The 21,154-nt window shown below is 73.2% G+C and carries 2 protein-coding genes; both read left to right on the top strand.

The features are described from left to right. Positions 1-9: 9 nt before the first annotated feature. Positions 10-19,719, top strand: coding sequence for a non-ribosomal peptide synthase/polyketide synthase (locus tag ACRAKI_RS19725; protein WP_447001975.1), 19,710 nt, complete (start codon positions 10-12; stop codon positions 19,717-19,719). Beyond that, positions 19,716-20,969 (top strand): MFS transporter, encoded by a 1,254-nt coding sequence (locus ACRAKI_RS19720; RefSeq protein WP_447001974.1) that lies wholly within the window; start codon positions 19,716-19,718, stop codon positions 20,967-20,969. Before ACRAKI_RS19725 ends, ACRAKI_RS19720 begins: the two co-directional genes overlap by 4 nt. The last annotated feature ends 185 nt before the right edge of the window (positions 20,970-21,154 follow it).

Raw genomic sequence — 21,154 nt, 5'->3', positions numbered from 1 at the left:
GAGAAGACCATGTCGTCATCGATGGAAGAGCGCATCTCCGCCCTGCCGCCGCACCTGAGGGAGCTGATGCGCCGCCGGTTGGCGGGCCAGGTGAGGCAGGCCGACACCATCGGAGCAGTCGGGCGAGACCGGCCGCTGCCGCTGTCCTTCCCCCAGCAGCGCCTGTGGTTCCTCGACGAGTTCCAGCCCGGCGGGTCGGGGTACAACAGCGCCCTGGCGCTGCGCCTGACCGGACGCCTCGACGTGCCGGCGCTGGCCGAGGCGCTGCGCGGGCTGGTCGCCCGCCACGAGTCGCTGCGCACCACGTTCGACGAGGTCGACGGCAGCGGTGTGCAGGTCGTCCACCCCGCGTTCGACCTGCCCGTGCCGGTGCTCGACCTGGCGCGGGGCGACGACCTGGACGCGGTGCTCGCCGAGGAGTACGCGCGGCCCTTCGACCTGCGGCGGGGACCGCTGCTGCGGGCGTTGGTGGTGCGCGTCGCCGACGACGGGCACGTGCTGCTGCTCACCGCGCACCACATCGTCACCGATGGCTGGTCCATGGGCGTGCTGACCGAGGAACTGGCCGTGCTGTACCGCGCGGCGCTGGTCGGCGAGGAGGCCTCGCTACCGCCGCTCCCGTTGCAGTACGCGGACTTCGCCGCCTGGCAGCGCGACCGGCTGTCCGACGACGCGCTGGGCGCGCACCTGGACTACTGGAAGCAGCGGCTGACGGGCGTCGCGCCGCTCGAACTGCCGACCGACCGCCCGCGCCCGCCGGTGCGGACGTCCGCCGGCGCGGTACACCCGTTCGAGGTCCCCGCGCAGGTCGCCGCCGGACTGGGCGACCTCGCCCGCGCACACGGCACGATCCTGCTCACCGCGCTGGTGGCGGCCTGCCAGGTGCTGCTGGCCCGCTACTCGGGGCAGCAGGACGTCGCCGTGGGCACGGTCACCACCGGCCGCAGCAGACCCGAGCTGGACCGGCTGGTCGGCTTCTTCGTCAACACCGTCGTGCTGCGGTCCGAGGTGGACCTGGAACGGACGTTCGGCGACTTCCTCGACGAGGTCAAGAGGACCGTGCAGGAGGCTTTCGCCCACGACGAGGCGCCGCTGGAACACCTGGTCGACGCGGTTCGCGCGGAACGCGACGTCAGCCGCAACCCGCTGTTCGACGTCATGGTGCTGCTCCAGAACTCCCAGGGCGAGGCGCCGGAGTTCGCCGGGCTCCGCGTCGAGCGGATGGGCCTGTCCCGGCGGTCGGCGAACTTCGACATCACCGTCGAGTTCGAGGAGCGCGACGGCGCGCTGACCGGGGCGCTGGAGTACAACACCGATCTCTTCGACGCCGCGACGATCGAGCGCTTCACCGGACACCTGGTGCTGCTGCTGTCCGCGATCGTCGCCGAGCCGGGCCGGCCGTTGTCCCGGTTGCCGTGGGTGTCGGAGGAGGAGCGGCGGCGGCTGCTGGTGGACTGGAACGGGCCGGTGGTCGACCTCCCGGCGGCCACCCTGCCCGAGTTGTTCGAGGCGCAGGTCGCCCGTGGTCCCGCTCGGATCGCCCTGACCTGTGCGGGCGTGGAGCTGGACTACGCGGAGCTGAACGCGAGGGCCAACCGGCTCGCGCACCGGCTGATCGAGCGGGGCGCGGGGCCGGAGCGGCTGGTGGCGCTGGTGCTGCCGCGATCGGTCGAGCTGGTCGTGGCGGTCCTGGCGGTGGTGAAGACCGGTGCGGCGTACTTGCCGATCGACCCGGCCTACCCGGCGGCACGCGTGGCGGCGGTGTTGGAGGACGCCGCCCCGATCGTCGTGCTCGACAGCGCGGACTCGTTGCGCGGCACCGGAAGCTACCCGGACACCGATCCGTCCGATGTGGACCGCAGTGCGCCCCTCTCGCCGGACAACCCGGCCTACGTCATCTACACCTCGGGTTCGACCGGCCGGCCGAAGGGCGTGGTGGCCGAACACCGGTCGGTGCTGAACTACCTGTTGTGGGCCGTCGAGGTGTACCCCGGTCTGGGTGGCGTCTCGGTGCTGCACTCGTCGGTGTCGTTCGACCTGACGGTGACGACGTTGTTCGGGCCGCTGCTGGCGGGTGGCCGCATCCGGGTGAGCGAGCTGGCCGAGGACGTCGAAGCGGGGGAGCAGGCCACGTTCCTCAAGGCCACGCCCAGCCACCTCTCGCTGTTGACCACCGTACCCGCCGAGCTGTCACCGACCGGTGAGCTGGTCCTGGGCGGCGAGCAGCTGGTGGGTGAGGTGGTCGAGGAGTGGCGGCGGGCGAACCCGACCGCGACCGTGGTCAACGAGTACGGGCCGACCGAGACGACCGTCGGGTGCATGGAGCACCGGATCGAACCGGGCGAGCCGTTGCCGCCGGGGCCCGTGTCGATCGGCCGGGCCGCCTGGAACACGCGCCTGCACGTGGTGGACCGCGGGTTGCGGCTGGTGCCGATCGGGGTTCCCGGTGAGCTGTGCGTCGCCGGTGCCGGTCTGGCGAGGGGGTACCTGGACCGGCCGGGCTTGACGGCGTCGAGCTTCGTGGCGTGCCCGTTCGGTGAGCCGGGCGAGCGGATGTACCGCACGGGTGACCTGGTGCGGTGGCGCGGGGACGGCACGATGGAGTTCCTGGGCCGCATCGACGAGCAGGTGAAGGTCCGGGGGTTCCGCGTCGAACCGGGCGAGATCGACGCCGTCCTCATGCGGCACGACGGGGTTGCCGAGGCGGTCACCGTCGCACGGCCCGACGACGCCGGCCGCAACCGCCTGATCTCCTACGTGGTGCCCTCGGGCGGCGCCGCGCCGGACGACGCCGACCTGCGGGCCTGGCTCAAGCGCGACCTCCCGGAGTACATGGTGCCCGCGCTCTTCGTCGCGCTGGACGAGGTGCCGCTGACCCCCAACGGCAAGGCCGACCGCCGCGCGCTGCCCGCGCCGCGGACCCGGCCGGACGCGTCCCGCCACGTCGCTCCCAGCACGCCGGTGGAACAGGAGCTGGCCCGCGTGTGGGCCGGGGTGCTGGGCGTGGAACGGGTCGGCGTCGAGGACAACTTCTTCGAACTCGGCGGCGACTCGATCCTCAGCATCCAGGTGGTCGCCCGAGCCCGCCAGGCCGGCCTGCGGCTGACGTCCAAGGACGTCTTCCTGCACCCGACGATCGCCGAGCTGGCCTCCGACGTGCGGCCCGTCCGCGAGGCCGCGGTGGACGCGCCGCTCATCGGCCCCGCGCCGTTGACCCCCATCCAGGAGTGGTTCTTCGACACCAGCCCGGCCGACCCGCACCACTTCACCCAGTCCACCTTCGTGGAGCTGACGCCGGACCTCGACGAGCGGGCGCTGGGCACCGCGCTCGACGCCGTCGTGGCGCACCACGAGGCGCTGCGCACGCGGTTCTCCGCAGTCGGGGACCGGTGGGTGCAGGAAGTGCTGCCCACGCCGTCCGAGGGCGTGCTGGGAGTCATCGACCTGTCCACTTCGGACGCTCCCGCGCAGCGGGAGGCGATGGAGGCCGCGGCGTCGGCCGCCCAGTCGGGACTGCACATCGAGCGCGGACCGCTGATCCGCGCCCTGCTGTTCCACTTGGGCGACGACCGGTGCCCACGCCTGTTCGTCACCATCCACCACCTCGTGACCGACGGCGTCTCCTGGCGCATCCTGCTCGGCGACCTCGACGTGGCCTACCACCAGGTGCTGGCGGGTGAACCGGTCGCGCTCGACCCGGTGGACACCGGGTTCACCCGCTGGGCGCACCGGCTGGTCGAGCGCGTCCGCGCCGGCGAGCTGGACGAGGACCTGGACTACTGGACGGAGGTCGCCCGGTCCGCGCCGGCCGAGCTGCCGGTCGACCACGACGGCGACAACGCGGCCGAGTCGGTCCGCGAGGTGACCGTCCGGTTGCCGCGCCGGGAGACCGACGCGCTGCTGCACCAGGTGCCGGGGGTCTACCGCACGCAGGTCAACGACGTGCTGCTGAGCGCGCTGGGCCGCGCGCTCACCACGTGGACCGGCCGTGACCGCGTGCTGATCACCCTGGAGGGGCACGGCCGCGAGGACGTCCCCGACGACCTCGACCTGTCCCGCACCGTCGGCTGGTTCACCAGCCAGTTCCCGTTCGCTCTGCACGTGCCCGCGGACGACCGGGTGCCCGGTGGGTGGGGCGCGGTGCTGAAGTCGGTGAAGGAGCAGGTGCGCGCGGTCCCGCGGCGCGGTGCCGGTTACGGGGCGCTGCGCTACCTGAGCGCGTCGGACTCGCCCGCCGCCGCGCTGCGCGAGGACCCGTGGCCGCGCGTCAGCTTCAACTACCACGGCCAGTGGGACGTGGCGTCGGACGCGGACGACATGGGGCTGTACCGGGCCAGGTGCGCCCCGGTGGGCCGGGAGTCCGCGCCCGGCAACGCCCGTGCCCACCTGCTGGACGTCGTCGGCGTGGTGGCCGCCGGTGAGCTGGAGCTGACCTGGCTGTACTCCGAGCAGGTGCACGACGAGGCGGTCGTGCGGCGGCTGGCGGAGGACGTGCTGGCGGCCCTGCGGGAGATCGTCGAGCACTGCGCCCGCCCCGACGCCGGTGGCCGCACCCCGTCGGACTTCCCCCTGGCACGCCTGGACCAGGCGACCGTGGACTGCCTCGTCGGCACCGGCCGGTCGGTCGAGGACATCCACCCGCTCACGCCGATGCAGGCGGGCATGCTGTTCCACAGCCTGGTCGACACCGCCTCCACGGCCTACCTCGACCACGTCCGGCTGCGGCTGTCCGGGGTCCGCGACGAGCAGGCCCTCGCCGCGGCCTGCAAGCAGGTCCTGGACCGCACGCCGGTGTTGCGCGGCGCCCTGGTGTGGGACGGCGTGGAGCAGCCGTTGCAGGTCGTCCACGGCGACGTCACCCTGCCGACGACCCTGCACGACTGGCGCGCGTTGTCCGTCGAGGAGCGCGACCGGAAGGCGGAGCTGATCGCCTCCGCGACCCTCGACCTGACCGAGGCGCCGCTGATGCGGATCGCCATCGCCCGGCTCTCCGACGACGAGGTGCTGTTCGCCTGGACCTTCCACCACGTGCTGATGGACGGCTGGAGCCTGAGCCAGGTGTTCGCCGAGGTCTGCGAGCGGTACGCGGCGATCGTCGGCGGCACGCCGCCCGAACCGGTGTCCCGACGACCGTTCCGCGACTACCTGCGCTGGTTGGACGCCCAGGACGGGCGGGAGGCGGAGCGGCACTGGCGGGAGGTGCTGGCGGGCTTCTCCGCGCCGACCGCGCTGCCCTACGACCGGCAACCCACCGAGTCCCACGCCACCGAGTCGTCGGACGCGGTGCGGCTGGAGCTGTCGGTCGAGCAGTCGCGACGGCTGCTGCGGGCCGCCCGCGGCAACGGCCTGACGGTCAACACGGTCCTGCAGGGGGCCTGGGCGCTGCTGCTGTCCCGCTACAGCGGCGAGCAGGACGTCGTCTTCGGCACCACCGTTTCCGGGCGCCCCGCCGAGCTGGCGGGCGTCGAGTCGATGGTCGGCATGTTCATCAACACGGTGCCGACCAGGGCGCTGGTGCGCGACGACGAGAACGCCCTCGCGTGGCTGCGCGGCCTCCAGTCCGGTCAGACCGAGTCCAGGCGGTTCGACTTCGTGTCGCTGGCCGCCGTGCGGTCGTGCAGCGACCTGCCCGCCGGCGCGAGCCTGTTCGACAGCGTGGTCGTGTTCGAGAACTTCCCGCTCAACGACGTCGTCGAGGTCGGCGGCATCCGGGTGGCGGAGGTGACGGCGCGCGACAGCACGAGCCTCCCGCTGACCCTGAGCGCCAACCTGGACGACCGGCTGCACCTCGACCTGGCCTACGACCCGGACCTGTTCGACCGGGACACCGCCCGGGGGATGGTCGACCGCCTCCGGCTGCTCGTGGACGCGATCGCCACCGACGCCGACCGGCCGTTGGCCGAACTTCCCTGGCTGACCGACGACGAGCGGCGGCGGGTGGTCGTGGAGTGGAACGACACGGCCGCCGCCGCGCCCGGCAAGGCGTTCCCGGAACTCTTCGAGGCGCAGGTGCGGCGGACGCCGGACGCGACGGCTCTGGTGTTCCGGGACGAACGCCTGACCTTCGCCGAGCTGAACGGGCGCGCCAACAGGCTGGCCCGGCACCTCGTGGCCTCGGGCGCGGGGCCGGAGCGCGTCGTCGCCCTGGCGCTGCCCCGGTCGGTCGACATGGTGGTGGCGATGGCGGCGGTGTGGAAGGCGGGTGCGGCCTACCTGCCGGTCGACCCGGACTCGCCCGCGGACCGGCTGGAGTTCGTGCTGGCCGACGCGGCCCCGGTGCTGGTGGTCACCGACGCCGTCCTGGACGCGCCGGAGACGCGAGCCGCCGTGGCGCGTCAGGACTCGGGTGACCTGACCGACGCGGACCGGCTCTCGCCGCTGCGGCCGGACCACGCCGCGTACGTGATCTACACCTCGGGTTCCACGGGCCGGCCCAAGGGCGTCGTGGTGGAGCACCGCAGCCTGGTCAACCTGCTGCTCAACCACCGCGAGGGCTTCGTGGCCGCCGCTGGGGGCGGGCGGCTGCGCGTCGGGCTGTCGGCCGTGTTCTCCTTCGACACGTCGTTGGAAGGGCCCGTGTTGATGGCGGACGGGCATGAACTGCACCTGATCGACGACGACGTGCGGCTCGACCCGACCGCGTTCGTCGACTACGTGACCCGGCACGGCATCGACTTCCTCGACCTCACCCCGTCCTACGCGCACCAGCTCGTGGACGCCGGACTGTTGACCGGTGAACGCGCGCCGCGGGTGCTGATGCTGGGCGGCGAGGCGATCACGGAGTCGCTGTGGCGGCGGCTGGCCGACGCACCGGCCACGGTGAGCTACAACTTCTACGGCCCGACCGAGAACACGGTCGACGCGCTGTCCTGCCGGGTGGAAGGCGGTCGCCCGGCGGTCGGCCGGCCGCTGCGGGACGTGCGGGCCTACCTGCTGGACGGGTCGTTGCGGCCGGTGCCGGTCGGGGTGGCGGGTGAGCTGTACCTGGCGGGCGCGCAGGTGGCGCGCGGGTACCTGAGCCGGCCCGGTCTGACCGCGCAGCGGTTCGTGGCCGACCCGTTCGGCGCACCGGGCTCGCGGATGTACCGGACCGGGGACCGGGCGCGGTGGCGGGCGGACGGCCGGGTCGAGTACCTGGGGCGCACCGACGACCAGGTGAAGATCCGGGGGTTCCGGATCGAGCCCGGCGAGGTCGAGGCCGCGCTCGTGCGCCACGCCGGGGTGGACCAGGCCGTCGTGGTCGCGCGGCAGGACGGCGCGGGCGAGGTCAAGCGGCTGGTGGCCTACCTCGTGCCGACCGGGACGGCCGCGCCCGACGTGGCGGACCTGCGGTCGTGGCTGGCCGGGACCTTGCCCGACTACATGGTCCCCGCCGCGTTCGTCGCGCTGGGCGCGCTGCCGCAGACGTCCAACGGCAAGGTCGACCGACGTGCGCTGCCCGCCCCCGACTGGACCGCGTCCCGCACCGACCACGTCGCGCCCCGCACCGACCGGGAGCGGCAGGTGGCGGACATCTGGACCGAGGTGCTGGGCGTCCCCGGCATCGGCGTCGAGGACAACTTCTTCGAGCTCGGCGGCGACTCGATCCTGAGCATCCGGGTGGTGTCCCGGCTGCGGGCCGCGTTCGGCGTGGAGCTGTCGCCGCGCGCCCTGTTCACCGCGCCGACCGTGGCGGGCCTGGCCGGGCTGGTCTCGACGGTGCCGGGTTCGACGGTGCCGGGTTCGACGGGCGCGGAGCCGGGACGCGGGCCCGTTCCCGTGGCGGCGAGGGAAGGCGGACTGCCGCTGTCGCTGTCGCAGCAGCGGTTGTGGTTCCTGCACGAGTTCGACCCGGACAGCACCGAGTACCTGTCCCCGCTGATCCTGCGGCTGCGCGGCGAGCTGGACGTGGAAGCGTTGAACGCCGCGCTCACCGGCTTGGTGGCCCGTCACGAGTCGTTGCGCACGACGTTCGACGCGGTGGACGGCCACGGCGTGCAGGTCGTGCACCCGCCGAGCGAGGTGCGGGTGCGGGCCGAGGACGTGCCCGGGGCCGAGCTGGCCGAGGTCCTGGCCCAGGAGGGCAGGCGCCCGTTCGACCTGCGCGAGGGTCCGCTGATGAGGGTGCGGCTGCTGCGGACGGCCGACCGGGACCACGTGCTCGTGCTGGTCCTGCACCACATCGTGACCGACGGCTGGTCGACCGGCGTGCTCACCGAGGAGCTGAGCGCGCTCTACCGCGGCGACACCCTGCCGCCCCTGCCGTTGCAGTACGCCGACTTCGCCGTGTGGCAGCGCGACAACCTCGCGGGCCTGGACGAGCGGTTGGACTACTGGCGCCGCCGGCTCGACGGCGTCCCGGTGCTGGAGCTGCCCACCGACCGGCCTCGGCCCGCGGTGCGCACGAGCAACGGCGCCCTGGTGGAGTTCCGCGTGTCGGACGAGGTGACCGCGCGGCTCAAGGCGTTGTCCCGGCGGCACGACAGCACCCTGTTCACGACCCTGGTGGCCGCGTGCCAGGTGCTGTTCGCCCGCTGGTCCGGGCAGGACGACATCGCCGTGGGCACGGTCGCCTCCGGCCGTGAGCGCGCCGAACTCGAAGGACTGGTCGGCTTCTTCGTCAACACGCTGGTCCTGCGCTCCGCGGTGGACCAGGAACGCGGGTTCGCCGACCTGCTGGCGGAGGTGAGGGACACCGTCCTGACCGCGCTCGCCCACCAGGACGTGCCGTTCGAGCGGGTCGTCGACGAGTTGCAGCCCGTCCGGGACACCAGCCGCACCCCGCTGTTCCAAGCCATGGTGATCCTGCAGAACAATTCCGAGCCGGTGGTCGACCTGCCCGGCCTCGCGGTCGAGGAGCTGACGCCGCCGGTGGTGACGGCCGGCGTGGACGTGCTGATCCAGTTCCAGGAGCACGACGGCGGCCTGCCCGGCGTGGTGACCTACAACAGCGACCTGTTCGACGCCGCCACCATCGACCGCGTGGTCGGCTGGCTGCACGTGCTGCTGGAAGGCATAGCGGCGGACCCCGACGAGCCGTTGTCCCGGCTGCCGTGGGTGTCGGAGGAGGAGCGGCGGCGGCTGCTGGTGGACTGGAACGGGCCGGTGGTCGACGTGCCGGCGGCCACCCTGCCCGGGTTGTTCGAGGCGCAGGTCGCCCGTGGTCCCGCTCGGATCGCCCTGACCTGTGCGGGCGTGGAGCTGGACTACGCGGAGCTGAACGCGCGGGCCAACCGGCTCGCGCACCGGCTGATCGAGCGGGGCGCGGGGCCGGAGCGGCTGGTGGCGCTGGTGCTGCCGCGATCGGTCGAGCTGGTCGTGGCGGTCCTGGCGGTGGTGAAGACGGGTGGGGCGTACTTGCCGATCGACCCGGCCTACCCGGCGGCACGGGTGGCGGCGACGCTGGAGGACGCCGAGCCTGTCGTGGTGCTCGACGGCGTGGACTCGTTGCGCGGCACTGGAAGCTACCCGGACACGAATCCGTCCGATGTGGACCGCAGGGGGCCGTTGTCGCCGGACAACCCGGCCTACGTCATCTACACCTCGGGTTCGACCGGCCGGCCGAAGGGCGTGGTGGTCGGGCACCGGTCGGCGGTGAACTACCTGACGTGGGCGACCGAGGTCTACCCCGGTCTGGGCGGGGTGGCGGTGCTGCACTCGCCGGTGACGTTCGACCTGACGGTGACGACGTTGTTCGGGCCGCTGCTGGCGGGTGGCCGCATCCGGGTGAGCGAGCTGGCCGAGGACGCCGGCGGGGGAGCGCCGGCCACGTTCCTCAAGGCCACGCCCAGCCACCTGCCGTTGCTGGGTACCGTGCCCGCCGACCTGTCGCCCACCGGTGACCTGGTCGTCGGCGGTGAGCAGCTGCTCGGCGAGGTGGTCGACGAGTGGCGGCGGGTGAACCCGACCGCGGCTGTGATCAACGAGTACGGCCCGACCGAGGCGACCGTCGGGTGCATGGAGCACCGGATCGAACCGGGCGAGCCCCTGGCGCCGGGGCCGGTGCCCATCGGCCGGGCGGCCTGGAACACCCGTCTGCACGTGGTGGACCGCGGGTTGCGGCTGGTGCCCGTGGGGGTCGCCGGTGAGCTGTGCGTCGCCGGTGCCGGCCTGGCCAGGGGCTACCTGAACCGGCCCGGTCTGACCGCGTCGAGCTTCGTGGCCTGCCCGTTCGGCGAGCCGGGCGAGCGGATGTACCGCACGGGTGACCTGGTGCGGTGGCGCGGGGACGGCACGATGGAGTACCTGGGCCGCATCGACGAGCAGGTGAAGGTGCGGGGGTTCCGCATCGAACCGGGCGAGGTCGAGTCGGCGTTGCTGCGCCACCCGGACGTCGCCGAAGCCGCCGTGGTGGCCCGGGACGACGGCCGCGGCCACGCCGTGCTGGTGGCCTACGTCGTCCCGGTGTCGGAGGAGCCGAGCGCCGAGGAGCTGCGCGAGTCGCTCGGCCGCGTCCTGCCCGCGCACATGGTGCCCGCCGCGTTCGTGGCGCTGGACGCGCTGCCGTTGAGCGCCAACGGGAAGCTGGACCGCGCCGCGCTGCCCGCACCGGACGCGCGACCGGAGTCGGCGTACGTGCCGCCACGCACCCCCGTCGAACGCGAACTGGCCCGCGTCTGGTCGCAGGTGCTGCGAGTCGAGCGGGTCGGGGTGCACGACAACTTCTTCGGGCTCGGCGGCGACTCCATCGTGAGCATCCAGGTGGTGTCCCGGTGTCGACAGGCCGGCCTCGACCTCTCCGCGAAGGACGTGTTCACCCACCAGACCGTCGCCGAGCTGGCCACCGTCGTGGGGACGCGGGCGCCGGCCGAGTCGACCCGACCGGTGATCACCGGGCCCGCGCCGCTGACGCCGATCCAGCGGTGGTTCTTCGGCACCCGCCCGGACGACCCGCACCACCTCACCATGTCGGTGCTCCTGGAGCTGGCCGAGGACGTCGACGCGGCGGCACTGGCCCGAGCCGTCGACGCGGTCGTGGCGCACCACGACAGCCTTCGCCTGCGGTTCCGCGACGGCCACCAGGAAGTGGCGTCGGTCGAACCGCACGACGTCTTCAGCACCCACGACCTGTCCGCCGCGGGCTCCGACGAGCGACACCACGAGATGGAGCGGGTGGCGACCGAGGCGCGGGGCTCGCTGGACATCGCCAATGGCCCGCTGGTGCGGGTCGTGCTGTTCACCGGCGGGGCGACCGGCCTGCCGCGGCTGTTCATCACCGCGCACCACCTGGTGGTGGACGGGGTGTCCTGGCGGGTCCTGCTCGGCGACCTGGAGGCGGCGTACCGGGGCGAGGACCCGGAGCCGGTCGGCACGGCGTTCACGCAGTGGGCGCACCTGCTGGCCGAGCACGTGCGCGACGGGGGACTGGACGACGACCTCCCGTTCTGGACCGCTCTCACCGAGGGCGAGGACCTCGACCTGCCGGTCGACCGCCACGGCCCCAACACGGTCGGCTCCACCCGGTCCGTCACGGTCCGGCTCGGCCGGGACGACACCGACGCGTTGCTGCACCGGGTGCCGGACGTGTACCGGACGCAGGCCAACGACGTGCTGCTGGCCGCCCTGGGCCGCGTGCTGACGCGGTGGACCGGCCGTGCGCGGGCCTCGGTCACGATGGAGGGCCACGGCCGGGAGGACGTCCTGCGCGGTGTCGACCTGTCCCGCACGGTCGGCTGGTTCACCTCGCAGTTCCCCGTCGGCCTGGACGTTCCGGCCGACGCGGACTGGGGCGACCTCCTCAAGTCGGTCAAGGAGCAACTGCGCGCCGTGCCGCGCCGCGGCCTCGGTTACGAGGCGCTGCGCTACCTGGGCACGACCGGCGCGTTGAGCGACACCGCGTTGCCTCCGATCAGCTTCAACTACCACGGGCAGTGGGACGTGGGCACCGATGACAAGGGGCTGATCCGAGGCCGCGGACCCGCGCTCGGCCAGGACGCGCCCGCGGAGAGCACCCGCCCCTACCTGATCGACGTCGTCGGCGCGGTGGAGGACGGCGAGCTGCACCTGTCCTGGGAGTACTCCGGCGGAGTCCACGACGAGGCGACGGTGCGCGACCTCGCCGAGGGCATGGTCCGCTCGCTGCGCGAGATCGTCGCGCACTGCGCGCGGCCCGACGCCGGCGGGCGCACGCCCTCGGACTTCCCGCTGGCCCGCCTCGACCAGGCGGCCGTGGACCGGATCGCCGGCGACGGCCGGTCGGTGCAGGACGTCTACCCGTTGACGCCGTTGCAGGCCGGGATGGTGTTCCACAGCCTGCTCGACCGCGACTCCACGGCGTACTTCGACCAGCTGCGGTTCCTGCTGTCCGGCGTGGCGGACGCGCACGCGTTCGGCGCGGCGTGCCAACGCGTGGTCGACCGGACCCCGGTGCTCCGCAGCAGCGTGGTGTGGGAGGGCGTCGACGAGGCCGTGCAGGTGGTGCACCGCCGGGTCGAGCTGCCCGTGCGGCACCTCGACTGGCGGCGGCTGTCCGAGCGGGAACGCGCGGACGCGCTGGACCGGGTGCTCGCCGACGACCTGGCGGCCGGCCTGGACCTGACCCGCCCGCCCCTGTTGCGGCTGGTCGTCGCCCGGACCGCGGACGACGAGGTGCTGGTCGTCTGGACCGCGCACCACGTGCTGCTGGACGGGTGGAGCCTGGCCCAGGTGCTCGCCGAGGTGTGCGAGCAGTACGCGGTCGAGGTCGGTGGACGGCGGCCGGAACCGGTGTCCCGCCGCCCGTTCCGCGACTACCTGCGGTGGTTGGGCGAGCGGGACCGGGTGGGTGCCGAACGGCACTGGCGCGGAGTGCTCGCCGGTTTGGAGGCGCCGACACCGCTGCCCTACGACCGCCCTCCCGTCGAAGCGCACCGGACGGAGTCGAGCGAGTCCGTCCCGGTCGAGCTGTCGGCCGACCGGTCGGCGCGGCTGGACCGGGTCGCCCGGCGTGCCGGTCTCACCGTCAGCACGATCGTGCAGGGCATGTGGGCGCGGCTGCTGTCGCGCTACAGCGGTGAGCCCGACGTCGTGTTCGGCACCACGGTGTCCGGCCGGCCGGCGGACCTGCCCGGTGTCGAGTCGATGGTCGGCATGTTCATCAACACCGTGCCCACCAGGGTGCGCGTCGACCGGGGCCGGGACGTGCTGTCCTGGCTGCGGGACCTCCAGGAGGCGCAGAGCGGGTCGCGTTCGTTCGACTTCGTGTCGCTGGCGGAGCTCCAGGCGTGGAGCGACCTGCCGGCCGGCGCGAACCTGTTCGACAGCGCCGTGGTGTTCGAGAACTACCCGGTCGACGAGCTGGCGAACGCCACGCAGCAGGTCCGCGTCCTCGACGTCCAAGGCCTGGACAGCACGAACTTCCCGCTGACCCTGAGCGCGCACATCGGCGATCGGCTGCGGCTGGAGCTGGACTACGACCGGACGCTGTTCGACGCGGCGACGGTCGAGCGCATGGCGGCGTACCTGGTCGCGCTGCTGGAGGCCGTGGCCGACGGGCGCGAGCTGCCGCTGCTGACCGAGGACGACGCCCGCCTCGAACTGGTGGAGTGGAACCGGACCGCCCTGGACGTGCCCGACCTGACGTTCCCGGAGGTGTTCGAGGCGCAGGCCAGGCGCACACCGGACGCGACCGCTCTGGTGTTCCGCGACGAGGCCCTGAGCTACGCCGAGGTGAACGCACGGGCGAACAGGCTGGCCCGGCACCTCGTGTCGCTCGGCGCGGGTCCGGAGCGGGTCGTGGCACTCGCCCTGCCGAGGTCGGCGGACGCGGTCGTGGCCGTGCTGGCGGTGTTCAAGGCCGGTGCGGTGTACCTGCCGCTCGACCTGGCGCTGCCACCGGAGCGGGTCACGTTCCTGATGGGTGACGCGGCGCCGGCGGTGGTGCTCACCGAGGTCCCGGACGTGGCCTGCCACGGCGACGGCGATCTGACCGACGCCGAGCGGACGACGCCGCTGCGGCCGGACAGCTCGGCCTACCTGATCTACACGTCCGGGTCGACCGGGCGGCCCAAGGGGGTGCTGGTCGAGCACCGCAACCTGGTCAACCTGCTGCACAGCCACCGCGAGGGGTTCGCGGGCGGTGAGCGGATGCGGGTCGCGCTGAGCGCCGTGCTCTCCTTCGACACGTCGCTGGAGGGACCGGTGCTCATGGCCGCCGGCCACGAGCTGCACGTGCTGGACGACGACACCCGCCTCGACCCGGAGGCCCTGGTGGAGTACGTGGCCGGGCGCGGGATCGACTTCCTCGACGTCACACCGGCCTACGTGCGGCAACTCCTGCCGGCGGGCCTGCTCGACAACGACCGGCACCGCCCGCGCGTGCTCATGCTCGGCGGCGAGGCGTTGACCGGGTCGCTCTGGACCACGCTCGCCGCCGCACCGGACACCACCACCTACAACTTCTACGGCCCGACCGAGTGCACGGTCGACGCGCTGTCGTGCCGCGTGGAGGCCGGCAGTCCGGCGGTGGGGTGGCCGCTGCACAACGTCCGCGCCTACGTGCTGGACGACGACCTGAACCCGGTACCGCCGGGCGTGCCGGGCGAGCTGCACCTCGCCGGCGCCCAGGTCGCGCGCGGCTACCTGGGCCGACCCGGCCTGACCGCCGAGCGGTTCGTCGCCGACCCGTTCGCCGCCGCGTCCGGCGCTCCTGCGGGGTCGCGGATGTACCGCACCGGCGACCGGGTCCGCAGGCGGGCAGACGGCCGGCTGGAGTACCTGGGCCGCACCGACGACCAGGTCAAGATCCGCGGTTTCCGGATCGAACCGGGCGAGGTCGAAGCCGCCCTGGTGCGGCACCCCCAGGTCGCCGAGGCGGTCGTGGTCGCACGGCGGGAGGACGACCGCGACCGGCTCGTCGCCTACGTGGTCCCGGGCGGGACGAGCCCCGTCGAGTTGAGGTCGTGGCTGACCGACCGGCTGCCCGACTACATGGTCCCTTCGGCGTTCGTGGCGCTGGACGCGTTGCCCACGACCGTCAACGGCAAGGTGGACCGGCGCGCGTTGCCGGCGCCGGACGCGCAACCGGGCTCGGTCCACCGGGCGCCGCGCACGCCGGCGGAGGAGCAGGTCTGCCGGATCTGGTCCGAGGTGCTGGGCGTGCCGCGGGTGGGCGTCGACGACAACTTCTTCGAACTCGGCGGCGACTCGATCCTGAGCATCCGGGTCGTGTCCCGGCTGCGCGCCGAGTTCGGCGTGGCCGTCTCCCCGCGAGCGGTGTTCAGCGAGCCGACGGTCGAACGCCTGGCTCGGCTCGTCTCGGCGCGGACCGGCGAGGAGGACCCCGACATCCCGGTGGTGCCGCGGACCGGTGCGCTGCCGCTGTCGTTCGCCCAACAGCGGTTGTGGTTCCTGGACGAGTTCGAGCCCGACAGCACCGACTACCTGTCGCCGTCGATCCTGAGGCTGCGCGGCGAGCTGGACACGGCGGCGCTCGACGCGGCGCTGACCGCGCTGGTCGCGCGGCACGAGTCGCTGCGCACCACCTTCGAGACGGTCGAAGGGCACGGCGTGCAGGTGGTGCACCCGCCGCACGACGTGCACGTGCCGTTGCGGGACGTGCCGGGTGGCGAGGCGGAGTTGGCCGAGGTCCTGGCGCGGGAGAGCGGGCGGCCGTTCGACCTCGGCCGGGGGCCGTTGCTGCGCCCGAGCCTGCTGCGGCTCGCCGACGACGACCACGTGCTGCTGCTGATGATGCACCACATCATCACCGACGGCTGGTCCAACGGCGTGCTCACCGGCGACCTGAGCGCCTGCTACCGGGCGGCGCTGACCGGTGCGGACGCCGCCCTCCCCGAACTGCCGGTGCAGTACGCCGACTTCGCCGTCTGGCAGCGGGACCGCGTGACCGGCCCCGTGCTGGACGAACAACTCGGGTACTGGCGCAAGCAGCTCGACGGGGTGCGACCGCTGGAGCTGCCCACCGACCGGCCGAGGCCCGCGATCCGCACGAACCGCGGCGCGGTGCACGCCTTCACGGTGCCGGTGGACGTGGTCGACCGGGTGAAGGCGCTCTCGCGGCAGCAGGACGGCACGTTGTTCACCGCCCTCGTCGCCGCCTGCCAGGTGCTGTTCTCCCGCTGGTCGGGGGAGGAGGACATCGCGGTCGGCACCGTCGCCTCCGGTCGGGACCGGCCCGAGCTGGAGTCCCTGGTCGGGTTCTTCGTCAACACGCTGGTGCTGCGCTCCACAGTGGACGGATCGCGGTCGTTCCGCGACTTCCTGGGCGAGGTGCGCGACACCGTGCTCGACGCGTTCGCGCACCAGGACGTGCCGTTCGAACGCGTGGTGGACGAGCTGCGGCCCGTCCGGGACACCAGTCGCACGCCGCTGTTCCAGGCGATGGTGGTCCTGCAGAACAACCTCGACGGGACACCCGACCTGCCCGGCCTGCGGGTCGAGGACCTGGAGCTGCCGACCACCGCCGCGAACTTCGACCTGACCCTGCACTTCCGGGAAGGCGACGACGTCCTGCACGGGGCGGTCGAGTACAGCACCGACCTGTTCGACGCGACGACGGTGGAGCGGATGGCGGGGCACCTGGGGGTGTTGCTCGCCGCGGCGGCGGCGGCGGACCCGGATCGGGCGTTGGGCGAGCTGCCGTTGCTGCGGCCCGACGAGCACCGGTTGGTGGTGCGGGAGTGGAACGACACCGGCGAAGCGCCGGCGGCCACGGTCGCGGACGCGTTCGCCGAGTGGGTGGAACGGACGCCGGGGGAGACCGCGGCGGTGGCCGGCGAGGTGGTGCTGACCTACGCCGAGCTGGACGCCAGGGCCAACCGGCTCGCACACCGGCTCATCCGGCTCGGCACGCGGGTCGAGGACCCGGTGGCGTTGCTGGTGGAGCGCTCGGTCGACCTGGTGGTCGCCGAGCTGGCCGTGGTCAAGGCCGGTGGCGCGTACGTGCCGCTGGACGCCAGGGCGCCCGCCGAGCGGTTGCGGGTGCTGTTGGCCGACACCGGAGCACGGGTCGTGCTGACCGACCGGGCGTGGCAGGCCACCGCCGCCGACGTCCACGACGGGCACGTGCTCGTGCTGGACGCCGCGGGGCTGTACGACGAGCCCGACACCCGTCCCGACGTGGTGGCACACCCGGACAACCTCGCGTACGTCATGTACACGTCGGGGTCGACCGGGATGCCCAAGGGCGTGGCGGTGCGGCACCGGGACGTGGTCGCGCTCGCCGCGGACGGGCGTTTCCGCGGCGGCGCGCACGACCGGGTGCTGGTGCACTCGGCGCAGGCGTTCGACGCCTCGACCTACGAGCTGTGGACGCCGCTCCTCAACGGCGGCCGCGTGGTCGTCGCCCCACCGGGCGAGGTGGACGCCGAGGTGCTGCGACGCGTGATCGCCGAGCACGGCGTGACGGCGTTGTGGCTGACGGCGGGGTTGTTCCGGGCGATCGCCCAGGAGGACCCCGGCTGCCTGGCCGGTCTGCGCGAGGTGTGGACCGGCGGCGACGTCGTCCCGGCCGCGGCCGTCCGGCGGGTCCTCGAAGCGTCACCCGGCCTGACCGCGGTGGACGGCTACGGACCCACGGAGACCACCACGTTCGCGACGTCGTTCGCGATGTCGGAGGCGGCGGCCGTGCCGGACGTGGTGCCGATCGGGCGGCCGTTGGACGGCACGCGGGTCTACGTGCTGGACGGCGCTCTCCGGCCGGTGCCGGTCGGCGTCGCCGGCGAGCTGTTCATCGCCGGGGCCGGCGTCGCCCGCGGCTACCTGAACCGACCGGGCCCGACCGCGCAGCGGTTCCTGCCCGACCCGTTCACCGGATCGGGCGAGAGGATGTACCGCACCGGGGACGTGGCGCGGTGGCGGGTCGACGGGACCGTCGAGTTCGTGGGCCGCGCCGACGACCAGGTCAAGATCCGCGGCTTCCGCGTCGAACCCGGTGAGGTGGAGTCGGCGCTGCTCCGCCACCCGGACGTGGCCGAGGCCGCAGTCCTGGCCAAGGACGGGGAGCACGGACGCACCCGGCTGGTCGCCTACTTCGTCCCGGCCACCGGCGCCACGCCGAGCGCCGAGAACCTGCGGGAGTCGCTGGGCGGGGTGCTGCCCGCCTACCTGGTGCCGTCGGCCTTCGTGGCCGTGCGGGCCCTGCCGACCACCGCGAACGGCAAGCTCGACCGCGAGGCGCTGCCCGACCCGGAGGTCGTCCAGGACGACCGGTCCCCGCACGTGCCGCCGCGCACACCGCTGGAGACCGCGCTCGCCGGGATCTGGGCGGACGTGCTCGGTGTCGGCGGGATCGGCGTGCGGGAGAACTTCTTCGAGCTGGGTGGCGACTCAATCCTCATCATCCAGGTCGTCTCCAGGGCCAGGAAGGCCGGTATCGGCCTGACGACCAAGGACATCTTCCTGCACCAGACGATCGAGACCCTCGCCCCCGTCGTCACGTCGGTGGACGTCGGACCGGTCGACCCGGGCGCGGTCGTCGGCCCGGTGCCGCTCACGCCCATCCAGCAGTGGTTCTTCGAGACGCACACCGCCAAGCCCCACCACTTCAACCAGTCCATGCTGCTGGAACTGACCGAGGACCTGGACGAGGGCGCGCTGGAACGGGCACTGGGCGCGTTGCCGGTGCACCACGACGCGCTGCGGATGCGGTTCCGCCGGGTCGACGGCGAGTGGCACCAGGACAACGCGCCGGTCGACCGGACCGTCGTGCTCGACCGGCACGACCTGTCCGAGGGCGACGAGCCGGACCGGCAGGCGGAGATGGAGGAGGTCGCCGACGACGTGCAGGCCGGCTTCGACCTCGACAGCGGGCTGCTGTTCAAGGCGGTGCTGTTCCGGTCCGGCGACGGACGGCCGCCGCTGCTGTTCCTCGCCGCCCACCACCTGGTGATCGACGGCGTGTCCTGGCGCATCCTGCTGGACGACCTGGACAGCGCCTACCGCCAGGCGGTGCGCGGTGACGCCGTCGACCTGGGCGCGAAGACCACCTCGTTCCAGGACTGGGCGGGACGGCTGAGCCGGTACGTCGCCGACGGCGGGCTCGACCACGAGCTGGACCACTGGACCGCCGCGCTGGAAGGGGCCGCGCTGCCGGTGGACCACGACGAACCGCGGCCGGGGACCGCGCCGCGGACGTTGCAGGTCGTGTTGAGCCCGGAGGACACCGACGCGCTGCTGCACGACGCTCCGACCGCCTACCGCACCAGGGTCAACGACGTCCTGCTGGCCGCGCTGGCCTGGGCGTTGTCCCGGTTCACCGGACGGCGGACGGTATCGCTGGACATGGAGGGCCACGGCCGGGAGGAGATCCTCGGCGTCGACCTGTCCCGCACGGTCGGCTGGTTCACCACCATGTACCCCGTCGCGCTCACCGTGCCAGACGGCGAGCCCTCGTGGCGCGACCTGGTGAAGGCGGTGCGCAGGCAGACGCGCACGATCCCCGGCAACGGCCTCGGGTTCGGAGCGCTGCGCTACCTCGGCTCACCGCAGGCGCGGGCGCGGCTGGACGCCGAGTGCGGCCGCCCGGAGGTCGTGTTCAACTACCTCGGGCAGTGGGACAGCGCCACCGGGCAGGCGGACGGCGGCCTGTACCGGGCCGCGCGCGATTCCATCGGGCAGGAGGGCGATCCCGCAGACCGGGGCTCGCACCTGCTGGAGCTCGTGGGAGGTGTCTCGGCCGGGCAGCTCCGGTTCTCCTGGGACTACCAGCCGGACCGGCACGAGCAGTCCACGGTGGAGCGGGTCGCGGGTGACTTCCTCGACGCCCTCCAGCGCATCGCGCAGGACTGCCGGGACTCGTCGTGACCGCTCCGACGGTCCCGCTGTCGCGCAACCGCGACTACCGGCTCGTGTGGATCGGCCAGGCCCTGTCGGAGGCGGGCTCCAGCGCGTCCACGATCGCGTTCCCGCTGCTGGTGCTGGTGCTGACCGGATCTCCGGTGCTGTCCGGGCTCGTGCTGTCCGCCGGCGCCGCGGCGCAACTGCTCGCCGGGCTGCCCGCCGGAGCCCTGGTCGACCGGTGGGACCGCAAGAAGGTGATGCTGATCTGCGAGGCGGTACAAGCCTTCGCGGTGGGCAGTGTCGTCCTGGCCCTGTGGTGGGACTTCGCGAGCGTGCCCTACATCATCGCGGTCGTGGTCGTCCTCGGCGTCTGCCGATCGTTGTGCGAACCCGCCGAGGAGGCGAGCCTGCCCGCGATCGTGCCCGCCGACCAGTTGGCCGCCGCGGTGGCGATGAACTCGGCCCGCGGTTACCTGGGGCAGCTGCTGGGCACCGCGCTCGGCGGCTTCCTGTTCGCGGCACGCCGCTGGCTCCCGTTCGCGGCGGAGGCCGTGGCGCACGTGGCGGCGTTCATCGCACTGATCTTCGTCCGGCTGCCGGCGCGGAAGCGCAAGCCCGCGCCGAAGGGCAACTTCCACCGCGAGGTGCTGGACGGCCTGCGCTGGATCGGGGGACAACCCCTGATCCGGGTGATCGCGGTGTGCGCCATCGGCCTCAACCTGTTCTTCCAGGCCTTCTACCTGCTCGTCATCGCGCTGGCGCAGCAGCGGGGCGTCCCGACGGGGCAGATCGGCGTGATGGCCGCGATGTTCGGCGCGGGAGGCATCCTCGGCGCCCTCGCCGCGCCGACGCTGCACCGGGTGGTCAGGCCGTACGTGTCCGTCGTCGGGGTCTTCTGGGTGATCACCTGCCTGATCCCGCTGGCGATCTTCGCTGACAACGGCTACCTGATGGGCGCCCTGTTCGCCGCCATGGCGTTCGTCGCACCGACCGCGAACACCACCATCACCACCTACCAGCTGCTGCTGACCCCCGACGAGCTGCGCGGCAGGTTGAGCAGCGTCATGAGCGTGGCCCTCGGCACGGCCGCCGTCGCCGGACCGGCGCTGGGCGGCCTGATCGTCGAAGTGCTCCCCGGCGACCAGGCGATCCTCGCGTGCGCGGCGGGGATCGCGCTCCTCAGCCTGTTCGCGACCCTCAACCCGACGCTGCGCCGCTTCTCCGCCCACGAGCCCACCGAGCACGGCACGATGACCGACCCGGGCGACCGGTGAACCCCGTGCTCGCCGAAGATCCACCACATGCGGTCCACGTCGGTGCACGAGAGGACGCCGCGCACGCTCACGTCCACGGGTCGACGCGTGGTCGGCAGGCCGGGGGAACAGGACCGTCGGGATGACTGGGGACACGCAGCCGGTCAGCGTGCCGTCGGCGTGGGAATCGACCTGCAATGGCAGTC

Source organism: Saccharothrix isguenensis (genome assembly GCF_052936305.1).
Note: the sequence above shows the minus strand (reverse complement) of the source record. Positions and strands in the feature narration are given on the sequence as shown.